This window comes from Segatella copri (genome assembly GCF_026015465.1).
GTDB lineage: Bacteria > Bacteroidota > Bacteroidia > Bacteroidales > Bacteroidaceae > Prevotella > Prevotella copri_E.
On the sequence record NZ_JAPDUQ010000003.1, the window covers coordinates 172,000 to 190,080 of the forward strand.

Below are 18,081 nucleotides of genomic sequence, written 5' to 3' on the forward strand. Positions count from 1 at the left end.
GCAAACGTTTGCAAGGTTTGTGTGAGAAAAAATGCAAATTTCTGATACGTTTATCATACGTTTTTCTTACCTTTGTAGCAGCAAATATAAATTATAACATTTTCTAGAGCCTTTAAGAGTCTTATGACAGTACAGTTTAATATTGAGTATAAAGCAATGTTCGGCGAACAGATCGTCGTAAACATTCAGACGGAGGAAGGTGAACTGAAACTTCCTCTCGAGACAACAGATGGTGAAAGATGGGCATGCGACTGGTGTGTTGAAGCACCAGAAAAATCGTATACCTATTATTATAGTGTAGAACGTGAAGGTAGAGCAGTCAAGACCGAATGGCTTATGATTAAGCATCAGCTCGAAGTAAATGCCAAGAAGGCTGCGGTTTATACCCTTTACGATCATTGGAAGACTATGCCTGAGGATGCTTTCCTCTACAGCAGTGCCTTTACCGATTGCATCAATCATCAGGCTCCACAGAAGATGAAGCCGGAATCGGGCAGCAAGATTGTGCGTCTGATAGTCCGTGCTCCTCAGCTTCGCGATGGTGAGCGTCTGGGTGTATTGGGTGCAGATAAAGCTTTGGGTGCCTGGGATGTGCAGAAGATTCTTCCGATGACTCAGCATACCTATAATGAATGGGTGGCTGATATTGATGCGACTCATCTTGAGGGCAGTCATCTGGAGTTTAAGTTCGTGGCTTTCAGAAATGCAAAGAACGAGCTTCTCTGGGAAAACAGCATGAACAGAACCGTGGATTTGCCGGAGATGAAGGCAGGTGAGTTGGTATCTTATGAACTCGACCAGGCTTCCTTCGCTCTGTATAACCGCAAACTTGCCGGAACGCAGGTGCCTGTATTCTCATTGCGTACCCGTAAGAGTGCCGGTATCGGTGATTTCGGTGATCTGAAGACCATGATTGATTTTGTGGCTTCTACCGGTCAGAAGGTGCTCCAGCTCCTTCCTATCAATGATACCACCATCACCCATACATGGACCGACAGTTATCCATACAGCTGCATCAGCGTCTTCGCTATTCATCCGCAGTATGTCGACCTTCATGCTCTTCCTGAGTTGAAGGATGCAAAGGCTCGTGCTGAGGCTGAGAAGACACGTGCTGAGTTGAACGCACTGGATAAGATAGATTACGAGAAAGTAAATGATTTCAAGATAAATTACTTGCGCCAAATCTTCAATCAGGAAGGTGAAAAGATGATGAAGACAGCCGAATATAAGGCTTTCTTCCAGGATACTGAACTGTGGCTAGTTCCTTACGCACAGTATTCATACCTGCGTGATAAGAATGGTACGGCTGATTTCAACCAGTGGCCAGATCATCAGGTATGGGATGAGGCTGAGCGCAAGGCACTTACCGACCCTAAGACTGCAGCTTACAAGAACGTGGCGTTCTTCTATTTCGTACAGTTCGTACTGGACCGCCAGATGCAGGAGGCTCACGAGCATGCCAAGGCTAAGGGCGTTATTTTGAAGGGTGATATTCCAATCGGCGTAAACCGCAATGGTTGCGATGTATGGATGGAACCTAAATACTTCAACCTCAATGGTCAGGCGGGTGCTCCACCTGATGACTTCTCTGCCAATGGTCAGAACTGGGGATTCCCTACCTATAACTGGTTTGAGATGCTGAAGGATGGCTGCCAGTGGTGGAACCGCCGTTTCAAGAACATGGCAAGATATTTTGATGCTTACCGCATCGACCACGTATTGGGCTTCTTCCGTATCTGGGAGATTCCGGTACATAGCGTACATGGATTGCTCGGACAGTTTGCACCGGCGCTTGCCATGAGCCGTGAAGAGATAGAAAGCTATGGTTTACACTTCCAGGAAGACCGTTTTACCCGTCCGTTCATTACCGATTGGGTATTGGATCGTGTGTTCCATGAGCGTGCCGGCGAGGTAAAGGAGAAATATCTCGACCGTCTGGATGACGAGCGTTATCAGATGAAGCCTGAGGTAGATACCCAGCGTAAGGTTGAGGCTCTCTTTGCTGATGTAACAGATGAGAAGGAACTCTGGCTGCGTGATGGCTTGTATGCCCTGATCAGCGATGTACTCTTCGTACGTGATCATACCAACCCTGGCGTCTTCCATCCACGTATCTCAGCCCAGCTTGACTTTATCTACGAGTCGCTCTATGATAATGACAAGGCTGCGTTCAACCGCCTTTACAACGACTATTTCTATCGCCGTAACAACCAGTTCTGGTATCAGGAGGCGATGAAAAAGTTGCCTAAACTGGTTCAGGCTACCCGCATGCTGGTTTGTGCCGAAGACCTCGGTATGGTGCCAGACTGTGTGCCTTGGGTAATGGACGAGTTGAAGATATTGAGTCTGGAACTCCAGAGCATGCCAAAGGATCCATCGGTTAAGTTCGGACATCTGAGCCGTAACCCATACCGCTCGGTATGTACCATCTCGAGCCACGATATGCCTACTCTGCGTATGTGGTGGGATGAGAATGTCCAGCGTACCCAGGAGTATTACAATACGATGCTCTACCGTCAGGGACCAGCACCTCATCCACTCCCAGGCTGGTTGGCTAGTGACATCATCAGCCGCCATCTCACCTCTCCATCCATGCTCTGCATATTGAGTATCCAGGACTGGTTGGCTACCGATGAGGCTCTCCGTCTGCCTGATGCTGATGCCGAGCGTATCAATATCCCGGCTAACCCTAAGCATTACTGGCGTTACCGCATGCACCTCAACATAGAGGATCTGGCTGCTGACAAGCGTTTCGTGCAGAATATCACAGAGATGATTTCGCAGTCTGGAAGAGTCTAACTAACATGATTATATATAGTGCAAACGTTTGCACACTCATTTGCAGAAAAATACCCTCCCAAAACGTGGAGGGTATTTTTGTTTTTTGTATCTTTGCAAACGAATAAGTTGCATTCGCAAAGTAAAGCAATCTTCACTAGCGTATAAACTAACAAATAGACGATAATAACAACAATAGCACAGTATGAAGAAACTGAATGTATTAGTGATGGGTCTCTTGCTTCCTATGTTGGCAGCGGCCCAGACCGTAAAGTCACCTGACGGCAATGTCTCGGTAACTTTCTCTTTGACCGAAAAGGGACAGCCTACCTATGAGATGAGCTATAAGGGAAAGACTGTATGTAAGCCATCCCACTTAGGATTGGAGTTGGCTAAGGATAAACATGCCTCTAAGGGTATGGAGGAAACCAGCCTGATGGATGGTTTTACTGAAACCGGCAGCAAGACATCGACTTTCGATGAAACCTGGAAGCCGGTATGGGGCGAGACCGCTACCATCCGCAACCATTACAACGAGATGGAGGTAAACCTGAACCAGGCTGCTTCTAAGCGCAACATTACCATCCGTTTCCGTGTATATGATTATGGTATGGGCTTGCGCTATGAGTTCCCACAGCAGGAGAGTCTGAATTATTTTGTCATCCAGGAGGAGCATACCCAGTTTGCCATGGCAGGCGATCATACCGCTTACTGGATTCCTGGTGATTATGATACACAGGAGTATGATTACAACATTACTCCATTGACAGGCATTCGCCCAATTATTGCGAAAAACCGTGAAGCTTACAAGAGTAATTCGTCTACCACCGTCTTCTCTGATACCGGTGTTCAGACCTCTCTCCAGATGAAGACCAAGGACGGACTCTACATCAACATCCATGAGGCAGCCTGCCTGGATTATCCTACCATGCACCTCAATCTGGACGAGAAAACATTGACTTTCGAGTCTTGGCTTACTCCTGATGCCGTGGGCAGAAAGGGATTTATCCAGACTCCATTCAATACCCCTTGGCGTACCGTGATGGTAAGTGATGATGCACGTGATATGCTTTCATGCAAGTTGACATTGAACCTTAATGAGCCTTGCAAGATTAAGGATACATCCTGGATTCATCCTACCAAGTACTGCGGTGTATGGTGGAACATGATTGTGGGTACCAAGACCTGGAGCTATACCAACGATCTGCCATCTGTGCGTCTCGGCGTTACTGATTACAGCAAGTGCAAGCCTAACGGTACTCATGGTGCAACCAACGAGGAAGTGAAGCGCTACATCGACTTTGCTGCCAAGAACGGTTTGCAGGAAGTATTGGTAGAAGGCTGGAATGAAGGTTGGGAAGACTGGTTCGGTCACCAAAAGCTCGATGTCTTCGACTTCGTGACTCCATATCCTGACTTCGATATCAAGATGCTCAACGAATATGCTCACTCTAAGGGCGTGAAACTGATGATGCACCACGAGACATCTTCTGCAGCTCTCAACTACGAGCGCCACATGGAAGATGCCTTCAACCTGATGAACAAATATGGTTATGATGCCGTGAAGACCGGTTATGTAGGTGATATCATCCCAAGAGGTGAGTATCACTACAGCCAGTTGATGAACAATCACTACCAGCGTGTCATCGAGACCGCTGCCAAGCATCATATCATGGTGAATGCCCACGAGGCAACCCGTCCTACAGGTATCTGCCGCACCTGGCCTAACCTGGTTGGCAACGAGAGTGCACGTGGTACAGAATATGAGGCATTTGGCGGTAACAAGTCTTATCATACCGTAATGTTGCCATTCACCCGTCTGCAGGGTGGTCCGATGGATTATACTCCTGGTATCTTTGAGACCAAGCTTTCTGAGTGGAGCAACAATAAGAGTTATGTTCATACCACTCTCTGTGGTCAGCTTTCGCTCTATCTCGTAATGTACAGTCCGCTGCAGATGGCTGCCGATCTTCCAGAGCATTATGAGAAGTATGACGATGCCTTCCAGTTTATCCGCGACGTAGCTTGCGACTGGGACGACTCCAAGTACCTGGAAGCAGAGCCAGCCAAGTATATCACCGTAGCCCGCAAGGCTAAGGGTACCGACAACTGGTTTGTAGGCGGTAAGACTGATGCAGCCCGCACAGCCGTAGTAAAACTCGACTTTCTGGATAAGGGCAAGAAGTATGCTTGCGCTATTTATCAGGACGGCAAGAATGCCGACTACGAGAAGAACCCTAAATCTTATCAGATCATCCACAAGACTGTGAAGAAGGGTGATGTTTTGAAGATTAATGAAGCACGTGGTGGTGGTTTCGCCATCTCATTGCTCGCTAAATAAGCCTATAATTTCCGTATTTCCGTCCAACTGTCCGGTTGGTCGGAAATACGCCAAAAATGAGCGTAGATAATCTGTCACGGTTTTCTTCGCTCAGTTCGCTTTAATGTCCTGTATAACAATAACTTAACAATATGAATATCCAAAAACTAATAATTGCAGCATTGACAGCAACCGTTTTACCAACTTCATTGAATGCGCAGCAGACATTCAATGAGATGATGTATTCCAAGGAGAAAACCATGTTTATCCTGAATGCTCCAACAGCCCAAAAGTCTTCTGTAACCCTCCGTCTTTATAAGCAAGGTCAGGGAGGAAAGGCTTATAAAACGCTGAAAATGAAGAAGTTGGGTGATGAGCGCTGGGAGGCTACAGTAAAGGGCGACCTCAAGGGAAAGTTCTATACCTTTGATATTGGCAAGGGTGAAACACCAGGTACATTTGCCAAAGCAGTAGGTGTGAACGGAAACCGTGGCGCCATCGTAGATTTGTATGATACCGATCCATCTGGATGGGATAAGGACGTGCGTCCTGCCCTGAAATCGCCAGCCGATCTCGTTGTCTACGAGCTTCACGTGCGTGATTTCTCCATTTCTCCTACATCCGGCTTGAAATATAAGGGCAAGTATCTCGCCCTCACCGAGCCAAAGGCCATCGAATATCTCAAGAATCTGGGCATCAACGCCATCCACTTCCAGCCTGTATTCGATTTCGCTTCTATAGATGAGACCCGACTCGACAAACCACAGTTCAACTGGGGTTATGATCCGAAGAACTATAATGTGCCGGAAGGCAGTTACGCTACCGACCCTTATTCTCCAGTAACCCGCATCAAGGAGTTCAAGGAGATGGTGATGGCGCTGCATAAGGCAGGCATTCGAGTGATTTTCGATGCCGTATATAACCATACTTTCGATATCAATGGCAGCAATTTCCAGCGTACCTATCCTGATTATTATTATCGCAAGACCAAGGATGGTAAGTATTCTGACGGTTCAGGCTGTGGCAACGAGACTGCTTCAGAGAAGCCTCTCATGCGCCAGTTTATGCTGGAGAGCGTGAAATACTGGATAGACGAATATCATATCGATGGTTTCCGTTTCGACCTGATGGGTGTTCATGATATCGAAACCATGCAGGCTATCCGTGAGATGGTAAACCGCATCGATCCTAGCATCTATATTTATGGTGAGGGATGGAGTGCAGGCAGTTGTGCTTATCCTACCGAGAAACTGGCGGTGAAGGCGAATACCCAGCAGCTCAAGGGCATCGGTGCTTTCAGCGATGATATGCGCGATGCGCTCCGTGGTCCTTTCTCTGATGACCATCAGGGTGCGCTCCTGGCTGGTCTTACAGGTCAGGAGGAGAGTCTGAAGTTCGGTATTGTGGGTGGCATTGCTCATCCGCAGGTGGATATGACAAAGGTGAACTATGACAAGGAGCCTTGGACCAACAATCCTACCGAGCAGATCAGTTATGTAAGCTGCCATGACGATATGTGTCTGGTAGACCGTCTGAAGGCAAGCATCGCATCTCTTACCGACAAGAATATCCCTGAAGCAATACGTACTGCCGAGTTGCTCCGCATCGACCAGCTTGCGCAGACCTGCGTCTTCACTTCACAGGGTGTTCCTTTCATCCTTGCCGGCGAAGAGATGCTCCGCGACAAGAAGGGAGTACACAATAGCTATAATTCTCCTGACAGCATCAACCAGTTTACCTGGACCAATCTGCAGAAGTATCCGCAGGCGTTTGCTTATTACAAGAGTCTGATCCAGCTCCGCAAGAATCATCCGGCATTCCGTCTTTCAACAGGCGATAAGGTACGTCAGCATCTGGAGTTCCTGCCTGCTCAGGAAACTTGTCTCGTAGGTTTCCAACTCAAGAATCTGGAGGGCATTGATGCCTGGAAGAACATCATCGTGATTTATAACTTCAATAAGGAGGCAAAGAAGATGCAGATTCCTGAGGGTAATTATACTGTGGCTTGCTGCAACGGTGTGATTAATGAGGAAGGCTTAGGCTTTGTTTCGGGAAAGGATGTTGAGGTTGCCCCTCAGTCAGCCTTGATACTTTATCAGAAATAGTTTATATATATAATAAGGTGTAATATGAAAAAGATAATAGCTTCTTTATTGCTTATGAGTAGTGCAATAAGTATGAATGCGGCGGTCAACGTGAACCGCATTGAACCTACCGACTGGTATGTGGGCATGAAAGATGCTTCACTCCAGCTGATGGTGTATGGCAAGGATATCAAGAATGCCGATGTAACGGTAGACTATCCGGGTGTGAAGGTAGACAGCATCGCCCGCCTTGATTCTCCTAATTATCTCCTGGTTTATCTTAACCTCGATGGAGCAAAGGCTGGTGAGATGACCCTCAACTTCAAGCAGGGCAAACAGTCGAAGAAGGTGAAGTATGTGTTGAAGAACCGTGAGATGGCGGGCGATAAGCGCATCGGTTTCTCTAATGAAGATGTGCTCTATATGCTGATGCCAGACCGTTTCGCCAACGGCAATCTGAAGAACGATGCCTTTAAGGCGATGCGTGATAAGACCTGCAACCGTGCAGAGCCTAGTCTGCGACATGGTGGCGACCTGGAGGGAATCCGCCAGCACTTGGATTATTTTAACCAGTTGGGTGTAACCGCTCTGTGGTTTACTCCGGTTTTGGAGAACGACAGTCCAAGTAACGGCAAGAACAGCAGTTATCATGGTTATGCTACCACCAATTATTATCGTGTAGACCCACGTTTCGGAACCAATGCCGATTATAAGCAGCTGATAGATGAGGCTCACAAGAAAGGTTTGAAGATTGTGATGGATATGATTTTCAACCATTGCGGTTTCGAGCATCCTTGGGTTGCCGATATGCCTTCAAAGGACTGGTTCAACACACCAGAATGGCTGGCTCCTGAAAATCAGACTTCCGAGCATCAGAAGAACATCGGTACGGTGGATGGCGCTGCTAAGGTGAACGATAAGTATCTGCAGACCAGTTATAAGCTGACTCCTGTACTCGATCCATACGCCAGCAAGGTTGATCTCACAGAAACCGTAGACGGCTGGTTTGTACCAACTATGCCTGACCTCAACCAGCGCAACCCACATGTTATCAAGTATCTGATTCAGAACAGCGAGTGGTGGATAGAGAGCGCTGGTATCGATGGCATCCGTATGGATACCTATCCTTATGCCGACCGCGATGCGATGGCACACTGGATGAAGGTGCTGGGCGAGGAGTATCCTCACTTCAATACCGTAGGCGAGACTTGGGTAACCGAGCCAGCCTATACTGCAGCCTGGCAGAAGGACAGCAAACTTTCAGAGAAGAACAGCTATCTGCCAACCGTTATGGATTTCGCTTTCTTCGACCGCATCAACAGTGCAAAGAAAGAGGAGACCGATGACTGGTGGAACGGCATGAACCGTCTCTACAACGTGTTCTGCTACGACTATCTCTATCCTAATCCAAAGAGCGTAATGGCATTTATCGAGAATCATGATACCGACCGCTTCCTGGGTGAAGGCAAGGATACTCTGGCTTTGAAGCAGGCACTGTCATTGCTTCTGACCATCAACCGCACTCCTCAGCTCTATTATGGTACAGAGGTGCTGATGAACGGTACCAAGAGTGTAACCGATGGCAATGTACGCAAGGATTTCCCTGGCGGTTGGGCTGGTGACAAGCACAATGCCTTTACAGCTGAGGGTAGAACACAGGCAGAAAACCAGATGTTCAACTGGCTCAGTAACCTGTTGCACTGGCGCCAGGGCAATGAAGTGATTACCAAGGGCAAGCAGACCCAGTTCTGTCCTCAGAAGGGTGTTTACGTAATTGCCCGCCAGTATAAGGGTAAGAATGTGATGACGGTGATCAACGGCAAGAACGAGGCAAACGAGCTGAATGTTTCCCGTTATGCAGAGATTATCGGTTCTCATGACAAGGCTACGGATGTTACAAACGGTCGCACCGTTCTTATCAACAAGAACGTAAAACTCCGTCCTCGCCAGAGCATGATTCTTGAGTTCTAAAGACTTAGTATCAGTCACTTGATACTTTCATATCTCAGCAGGCTAACGCAGTTATCAGTGTTAGCCTGCTTTTTTTCATAAAAATATTCTTTCGTTTCAATTATTCTTTGTAAATTTGCAGCAGAGTTAACGAAATAGCTTTAGAATGATAGAAGAATTAGGCAAATGGCTGTTAGATATAGCAAAATATATTGTTACAGCTTATGTTTTAGTGAGAATGTTTGGTAATGATGATGGTTCGATTTGGACTTTAATAGGAGCAGTCTTTTTTGCAGCTCTTACGTTTGGGACAGGGTTATATCTTATCAGACGAAGTGAAAATAAAAAATAAGAAAGGTAAATAATATGGATTACGGATTATTAGGAATGTACTTGTTCCTTTCAGTTATAGCTATAGGCTCATTGGTTTATGTGAAGATAGAGGATCACAAAGAACAAAAAAAACAATAGCTATGAATTGGAATCTTTTTAGTATGTATATCGCTCTTGCTTTGTTAGGAGTTGGTATGGTCATCTATGCAAAAATAGAAGACAGGAAGAAAGGAAAATAATGATTAGAAGATACATTCTAACCTTTATAGCAGCATTGATCGTTACCTTGAGCAGTTGGGCGCAAGGTGGGCTGCCTAGTCGCTATAATGTAAGCTATCTCAATATGGCTGCAGGTATGCCGAATAATTTTGCTGATGATATCTTTCAGGACTCTTACGGCTTCGTATGGATCAGTACGCATGGTGGTGGACTGGTACGCTACGATGGTTTCAATTTCATGAACTTCAGTTTGGGGTCTGTAGGTATCAGTCTGCGAAGCAACAGTTGCCGTAATGTCTGCGAAGATTCGTTCAAGCGCCTTTGGATAGCTTTCGAGGAAGGCCCGCAGGTGCTCGACCTCAAAACGATGCAGCCTGTTGTTCCACCTTGTGAGAACAGCCAGGTAAAGGCACAACTCAACAAAGTATTCAAGAACCTTTGCACCCGAATATATTGTGATGCAAAGGGCAATATATGGATGCTGTCTGTCAATCAGCTTACCCGTTTCGGCTTTAACGAAAAGGGCGAGGTGAACAGCGTCTTGTCCACATCCTATCCTTATAATGCTCCCGACCTCGGAATCTGTGATGTCTATCGCAGAGGAACGGTTGTATTATGCAACAATGGAGTGGTGAGCGAGTTCTCAGTGAAGAACAATCAGCTCGTAGCAAAGAATATCTCATCCCTGTTTCCTCCGCTCGAAGGTCGGTATGGGGGGGCGCTTATTTATTATCATGGTAAGATATGGATGGGTACGAATCGCGGATTGTTTAATAGTGCAAAGCAGGAATTCCATTGCTCTGCTACCGACCATTCGCTCCAGCACGAAGTAGTGACGAGCCTTGCCGTTTCTCCAGGTGACAAACTTCTGGTAGGAACGCTCTGTGGCGTAGATATCTTCAATGATAAGACCGGAGAGATAGAACATTGGAACACTGCTACGGCTGTGAATCCGCTGAGCAGCAACTTTATCAACAGTCTTTTCTCTAAGAACGGACAGATATGGGTAGGTTCCGAGACAGGTGGTGTTATCAAGCTGGCTCCACGTCAGCTGAATTTGGAATTCTACCGTCACGACCCCGCCAACCCGGGCAGTATCTCTCCTAATGCTGTCAATGCCATGTATGCGGCAGCCGACGGAACCCTGTGGGTAGGAACAGTAGAGGGAGGTCTCAATGCCTTGACTCCAGGCAGCATGAACTTTGTTCATTATACGGTGGCAAATTCCGGTTTGCCGCATAATACCGTCTCGGTTCTTGCAGCCGATAACCGCAATCAGCTCTGGATTGGTACCTGGGGAAGGGGCTTTGCTGTGATGAATCTCAGTCAGCCGGGCAAGATTATTCCTCTGGTGATAGATGCTAAGCATCAGCATTTACTCAACTTTGCCGGTGCCTTGGCTTACGATCCTATCAATGATGGTATGTGGCTCGGAACCAATGATGGTCTCTTCTTCTATGATATGAAGCGCCGTCAACTCATCGAACCTTTCAGGGGATGCCTGAATGTGCGCGGCTGCATCGGTTCTCTGATAACCCGAAAGGGCAAACTTCTGATGGGTTGTGTGCGGGGAATGGTAGAGGTCGACCTCAAGTCGCGTGCTCATGGCAAGGGCGATTTCGCTGTGACGTATCATCAGTATAAACTCGACAATCCGAAGAGTGGAGTCTTCGATAAGATATTGTCTTTCTGCCAGGCTAAGGATGGAAAGATATGGATGGGCAGTAACGGCTACGGTCTGTATTGCTATACCAGCGATAAAAACGGAAAGACTCAAGTGAAGTCGTATACCACCAATAACGGACTTGCCAACAATATCGTGAAGGGTATTGTAGAGGATAACCAGGGTATGTTGTGGATAGCCACGGATAATGGACTCTCTATTTTCAATCCGAAGACCGAGGCATTCTGCAGTTTCTCCCGTGAAGATGGTCTGATCAGTTCGCAGTTCTATTTCAATGGAGCCATCCGCAATGCCAAGGGCGAGATATTCCTGGGCACCGATGCGGGTATGATGGCTGTAAAGGGCATAAACCGTTCTGTGCATCAGACGGGTAAGTTGTGCTTTACCGAACTTCTGGTAGATAACCAGCCTGTCTTTGCCGGCAGCGATTATCTGGAAGAAGACATTTCTATTGCCAGAAAGTTGCGTATCCATGAGAGTGATAAGTCGTTCACCCTCTTTTTCTCAGCGCTCAATTATGGCTGCGAGACACAGGGCGTGTACCTTTATCGCATGAAGGGATACGAGAATGAGTGGGTTCAACTCAAGGCTGGTCAGCATAGTGTGCGTTATTCCACTCTGCCAGCTGGAGACTATAAGTTTGAGGTGAAATATATCCCATCTATCAATTCCGACAAGGAGCAGGTGATCTCTGTAGAAGTTCAGATTACTCCTTATTTCTGGAAGAGCTGGTGGTTTGTTTCCCTTATTATAATAGGTATCATCGCCTTGCTCCAATATGCTTATGTGCGCCGTCTCAACAAGATGCGCGAAGAGGAAGTAGAGGCTCTGTACCGTCCTATCGAGGCTGCGATGAAGGAAAGTGATGAACCTGAAAAGCTGCAGAGTCGCATCCAGATGATTCTGCAGAACCAGAAGCGTTATCAGGACAGTCAGAAGAAGAGCATTGAGGCTGACAGGAAGATGGTAGAGGAGAATACGCGTCCATTCATGGAAGAAGTGATGGATGTGATGGAGAAGAATTACGATAATTCGGAGTTTGGTGTACAGGAACTGGCAGATGCCTTGGGTATATCCCGCAGTGTACTGAGCAAGAATCTCTCCAAGGAGACAGGTTTGCCAACAGCCCAGTTTATCCGCAACTACCGTCTCGACATCTCGCGCAAGATGATGGCTGATAAAACTTCCAACCGAAATATTACGGAGATAGCCTACCGTGTAGGCTTCAACGATCCGAAGTATTTCACCCGTTGCTTCACCAAGCAGTTTGGCATCTCGCCGACTGCATATAAGGATCAGTTGGATCCTCAGGGTTCAGATATGGCATAGTTCTCCTTGGATTCTTCGGAGAAATAATGTTCCTGGATGTGATAATTTGTTAAGCAAATAAAATAAAACCGAGGGGTTACTTGATATAGGTCAAGTAACCCCTTGTTTTGTATGTGTGGGTACACAACTGGTGGATAAGCACGTAATATCCTTAAAAATCCACTGTTTATACGTTTTGTCCACCTATAAAACCCATTTGTCCACCCTATATAATCCGATTAATTGTACTTTTGCCACTGAAAAAGGATTTAAGAATTTTAAATAACCTATTTGAATAGTAAACAAACAACCTAAAGGCGTTAAGTTATGAAGTTAAGAAAAACTTTACTTTCGTTTGCTTGTGCTATCATGGTGGCATTAAGTTTCACTGCTTGTGGTGATGACTGGGGCCGACAGGATGATCCTGCTGGCGGACAGATTTACCCATCTAAGACAACAGTGGCAACTTATGACTTTGAGTATTCAGAAGAGAAACCTGAGTATTCAGACATGATAAGTCACGATGAGTCATGTGAGGTGACCAATGATGAGACCCTCGCAAGTAATGTATTGCACATCAATGGTAAGGGTGGTGCCAAGATTGCCAATCCTTTCAATGGTGTGAAGTTGCAAAATGGTGCTGCCATCACTTTCGCTGTAAAGATTGATGCAGCCGTAGCTGAGGACGGAACAGTCGCAGATGTTGACTTGACCCGACCTCTTATCTCATTTGGTTCAGATGAGAAGGATGCTGCTGGTAATGATATCAGTGCTCACTTCTATATCACTGCCAATGGTCAGGTGGTTTACAACAAGCCTACCCAGTTGCAGAGTTTGAACCTGAATGAGAATGATCCTGCTTCTGTGAAGACAGGTATTCTCTCTCCTAATGAGTGGCATTTCGTAGCCCTTCAGCTTTCTACTGAAGGTTACCAGCTCTACGTTGATGGTAAGAAGAGCCTTTCTGGTTATCAGACATCATCAAGTGCTACCTCTTTCCAGTACAAGACCTTGGTTGATTCCATCAACTCTTTACCTTATTTATATATAGGTGGAGACAGCAAGTTGACAGCCGAAGAGACCAACACCGTATCTATCGACAATGTTACCTTGATCCGTAACATGATGGAAGAGAAAGACTGGAACAAGACCATTGGAGGTAATGGTGGTGGTGATGAAGCTTTCAAGAATGTAGAGTTTGTGAAAGAGGATGGTACTCCTACTACCGAAATCGGTACTTCTGATTGCTCTGCTGCTTGGTGGACAAGCTTCTCTGACTACTATCGTATTCCTGCAAATGGTTCTATCCACTTGAAGTTTACCAACCATACATCAGGTGCTGGCAACTGGAACAACTGGAACCTCTGTTTGAGTACAGATGATGTACGTAATGGTAGCAATTACTTAGAGTACTTCGTTATCCGTAGCGATGTATATGGCTGGGGTGGTTCTTATGCCTCAGGAAAGTGGGATAATGAAGGTTATCCAACCAACGATGATGAGTGGGCTGAGTTCCGCCAGAATATGGAGGGTGCCAAGGTAGATATGACCATTTCCCGTACTGGTACAGATATCAAGGTAGTAGCAGTGGCAACTTGTACAAATGGCAAGGTTTACACTGAAAGATTCACTGCTCCTTGCAATGATGCCAATGAGGTTCTCCGTGCTTTCCTGATTGTTGATGGTTCTTATCTTGTCATGGATACCAACGAGTGTCAGGCACAGACTGCTGTAGAAGTTACAGCCAGCGAAATCGGAACTTCTGATTGCTCAGCCGCTTGGTGGACACAATTCTCTGATTACTTCCAAATTCCTTCCGGTGCTTCATTGCACCTCGGTTTCACTAACCATACATCAGGTGGTGGTAACTGGAACAACTGGAACCTCTGTGTCAGCACCGATGATGAGCGTGCTGGTGGTAATTATTCAGAGTATTTTGTTATCCGTAGTGATGCATATGGCTGGGGTGGTTCTTATGCCTCAGGAAAGTGGGATAATGAAGGTTATCCAGCCAATGATGATGAGTGGGCTGAGTTCCGCCAGAATATGGAGGGTGCCAAGGTGGATATGACCATTTCCCGTTCTGGTACAGACATTAAGGTGGTAGCTGTAGAGACTTGTACTAACGGCAAGGTTTACATCGAAAGATTCACTGCTCCTTGCAGCGATGCCAATGAGATGCTCCGTGCCTTCCTGATCGTTGATGGTTCTTATCTTGTGATGGATCCTGCTGCTTGCTATATTGGAAAGCCTTTGTATTAAAAGGAGGCTGAACTTCAACAATAACATTAATAGAATAAACAATGAACAATAACATATTGCATAAGTTATTCTTGACCCTGACACTGGTGCTCCTTACTTTAGGAGCATCAGCACAGGTTACCGTATCTGGTAATGTGTCAGATGAATCGGGTGAGCCTATCATCGGTGCTACTGTTATGGAAGCATTGACAACCAATGGTGTTGTTACTGATTTCGACGGTAACTTCAAGATTCAGGTGAAGAACGAGAACGCTACTTTGAAAATCTCTTATATCGGTATGGTTGCTCAGAACATCCGTGTAGGCAATCAGCGTAATATCAAGGTGGTTCTCAAGGACGAAAGTCAGAAAATCAATGAGGTCGTAGTCGTTGGTTACGGTCATCAGAAGAAAGAGAGTGTCGTAGGTGCTATCTCTCAGGTTAGTTCAGACGACCTCTTGAATACCCCTACAGCCAACGTTACACAGGCTATTGCCGGTAAGATTCCAGGTGTCGTAACAACCCAGGTATCTGGTGCTCCTGGTGCCGATGACGCTACCATCAACATCCGTGGTCGTGCTACCTTCGCTGGCGACGGTGCTCCATTGGTCATGGTAGATGGTGTAGAACGTGCTTTCTCTCAGGTAGCTCCTGATGATATCGAGAGCATCTCTGTATTGAAGGATGCTTCTGCTACAGCCGTTTATGGTGTGCGTGGTGCGAATGGTGTCATCCTCGTTACTACTAAGCGTGGTAAGGATATGAAGCCAGAGGTTAGCTTGACAAGCAACTTCATGTGGGGTACCCCAACCCGTAAGCCTCACTATCTGAACTCTTATGACTCTGTAACTCTCCTTGAGGAGGCTTTGAAGAACGATGGTCTTCCATCACAGTATACAGCTTCTGACATCGAGATGTACCGCAAGAGCTGTGCCGGCGAATTGACAGGTGCTGATGCGCTTCTCTATCCTAATGTAGACTGGTATGATGAGGTGCTCAACAACTGGGCTCCTTCTCAGCGCTATAATGTAAGTGTACGTGGTGGTACGAAGCGCATGCGCTACTATGTCTCTGGTGAAATCTACAACCAGGGTTCTCTGATCAAGAACCTCAGCCAGGATACCTACGGTAACTCTTCAAGCCCAGGCTACAACCGTTACGCTTTCCGTGCCAACATGGACTTCTTCCTCTCTAAGGATTTGACATTCAGCGTAAACTTCGGTACACGTTTCGAGAACCGTCATGGTTCTAACACCAACGAGAGTTCTACCAACTATGATATCTTCGCACGTATCAACCATACTCCAGGTTGGATCTTCCCTGTATCTTATGAGGTACAGAATGGTGAGACAACCAAGACTCTCTATGGTGGTACAGCCGTATATCAGGACAACGTAGTAGCTGCCCTTGCCAAGGGTGGATACTATCGCGGAACCAATACCATCAATGAGACCAACTTCATTGCTGATTACAAGATGGACTGGTTGACTCCTGGTCTTTCTGTCCGCGGTATGGTTTCGTTCGACTACGACTCTTATTATAAGAAGACATTTGGTGCAGCTTTTGCAACCTACGAATTGAACGACCGCAACAACTTTACAAGTGCAGATGCTTATACCAAATATAATGTAGACGGCGACCTGGCTTACTCTAAGGGTTCTTCTACAACTTACAAACTCTATATGGAGGGTCAGATTAACTACGCCCGCAAGTTTGGTAAACACGATGTTACCGGTATGGTACTTTACAACCAGAACGACTACCGTTACAACTCAGACCTGGCTAAGCGCTATCAGGGTCTCGTAGGTCGTGTAACTTACGGCTATGATGACAAGTATCTCGCTGAGGTTAACGTTGGTTACAACGGTTCTGAGAACTTCCTCAAGGGCAAGCGCTTCGGTTTCTTCCCTGCATTCTCACTCGGTTGGCGTGTAACTCAGGAAGAGTTTATGAAGCCAACAGAAAACTGGTTGAACAACTTGAAGATCCGTGCATCTTACGGTGAGGTTGGTAACGACGTATATACCGTAGGTGGTGTGGCTCAGCGCTTCCTCTATGAGGAGAAGTGGAACCAGATTTCCAACGATTACTACTTCGGAAACAAGGGACAGACAGGTATCTTCGAGAGCCAGTATCCTAACTATGGTGTAACATGGGAGCGTGCCAAGAAGTTCAACGTAGGTTTGGAGTTCGGCTTGTTCAACGGTATGCTGACTGGTAACTTCGACTACTTCGTTGAGAACCGTAACGATATCCTGACCGAGTACTTGAGCCGTCCACAGTGGGTAGGTGTAACCATGGCAGCCGGAAACCTCGGTAAGACCCAGAACAAGGGTTACGAGTTGGAACTCCATCACTTCAATCACATCGGCAAGGACTTCACCTATAATATCGGTGCAACCTTCTCTCATGCAGCCAACAAGATCAAGAATATGGATGAGCCTGCTTACAAGACCGCTTATCGCAAGCGCGAAGGTCACCCAATCAACCAGTACTTCGGTCTGGTATGCGAGGGCTTCGTAACACAGGCAGACTTGGATAATCCTAACTTCCCTGTATCAACCTACGGAAACGTAAAGGTTGGTGACCTGAAGTACAAGGATATGAATAACGATGGCTTCATCGATGACCGTGATGAGACATTCATCGGCTACAGCGATATTCCAGAGAACACATACGCTCTGACACTCGGCGCCAACTATAAGGGCATCGGTTTCGAAGTAATGTTCCAGGGTGTAGATCATGTATCCCGTTACTACGACAGCGATGCGATGTTCGCCTTCCAAAACAACGGTAAGGTAAAGGATATCCACCTGAACCGCTGGAACCCTGCAAAGAGCGAGGCAGAGAACCTGGCAACAGCAGAATATCCATTGCTCCATTACGGAAGCAACGGTGACCACAACCAGCGCCAGAACTCATTCTTCCTGAAGAACGGTTCATTCGTCCGTCTGAAGAACATCGAGTTGAGCTATACATTCCCTAAGGAGTTGATTAAGCATGTCGGTATGAGCAATGTCCGCTTCTACATCAATGCCAACAACCTCTTTACATGGGATCATCTCGACGACTTGGTTGACCCGGAGAGTAACGGTTCAAACCGTTACCCACTCTTGAAGACCGTCAACGTAGGTTTCAATGTCGTATTCTAATTCAAGAACATT

At 46.5% G+C, this 18,081-nt stretch carries 8 protein-coding genes; all 8 read left to right on the forward strand.

Annotated elements, in window-relative coordinates; genetic code table 11:
* Positions 1–123 precede the first annotated feature (123 nt).
* The 8 genes from ONT08_RS11940 (at position 124) to ONT08_RS11975 (ending at position 18,069) form a co-directional block, all read left to right on the forward strand.
* On the forward strand, positions 124–2,799 hold the full coding sequence (locus ONT08_RS11940) for a 4-alpha-glucanotransferase (RefSeq protein ID WP_264960026.1): 2,676 nt from the start codon (positions 124–126) through the stop codon (positions 2,797–2,799).
* Between the two features lie 184 nt (positions 2,800–2,983).
* Positions 2,984–5,119 (forward strand): glycoside hydrolase family 97 protein, encoded by a 2,136-nt coding sequence (locus tag ONT08_RS11945; protein WP_264960027.1) that lies wholly within the window; start codon positions 2,984–2,986, stop codon positions 5,117–5,119.
* A gap of 131 nt (positions 5,120–5,250) precedes the next feature.
* On the forward strand, positions 5,251–7,203 hold the full coding sequence (pulA, locus tag ONT08_RS11950) for a type I pullulanase (protein ID WP_264960028.1): 1,953 nt from the start codon (positions 5,251–5,253) through the stop codon (positions 7,201–7,203).
* A gap of 24 nt (positions 7,204–7,227) precedes the next feature.
* Positions 7,228–9,153 (forward strand): glycoside hydrolase family 13 protein, encoded by a 1,926-nt coding sequence (locus ONT08_RS11955; protein ID WP_118200860.1) that lies wholly within the window; start codon positions 7,228–7,230, stop codon positions 9,151–9,153.
* A 145-nt stretch (positions 9,154–9,298) separates the two neighbouring features.
* Entirely contained in the window at positions 9,299–9,484 is a 186-nt protein-coding gene (locus ONT08_RS11960; protein ID WP_117587261.1) for a DUF6722 family protein, read from the forward strand.
* A 219-nt stretch (positions 9,485–9,703) separates the two neighbouring features.
* On the forward strand, positions 9,704–12,697 hold the full coding sequence (locus ONT08_RS11965) for a two-component regulator propeller domain-containing protein (RefSeq protein ID WP_264960029.1): 2,994 nt from the start codon (positions 9,704–9,706) through the stop codon (positions 12,695–12,697).
* Positions 12,698–13,003: 306 nt separating this feature from the next.
* On the forward strand, positions 13,004–14,938 hold the full coding sequence (locus ONT08_RS11970; protein ID WP_264960030.1) for a glucanase: 1,935 nt from the start codon (positions 13,004–13,006) through the stop codon (positions 14,936–14,938).
* A 41-nt stretch (positions 14,939–14,979) separates the two neighbouring features.
* Positions 14,980–18,069: a SusC/RagA family TonB-linked outer membrane protein gene (locus tag ONT08_RS11975; RefSeq protein WP_264960031.1), complete on the forward strand. Its 3,090-nt coding sequence runs from the start codon at positions 14,980–14,982 to the stop codon at positions 18,067–18,069.
* Positions 18,070–18,081 lie beyond the last annotated feature (12 nt).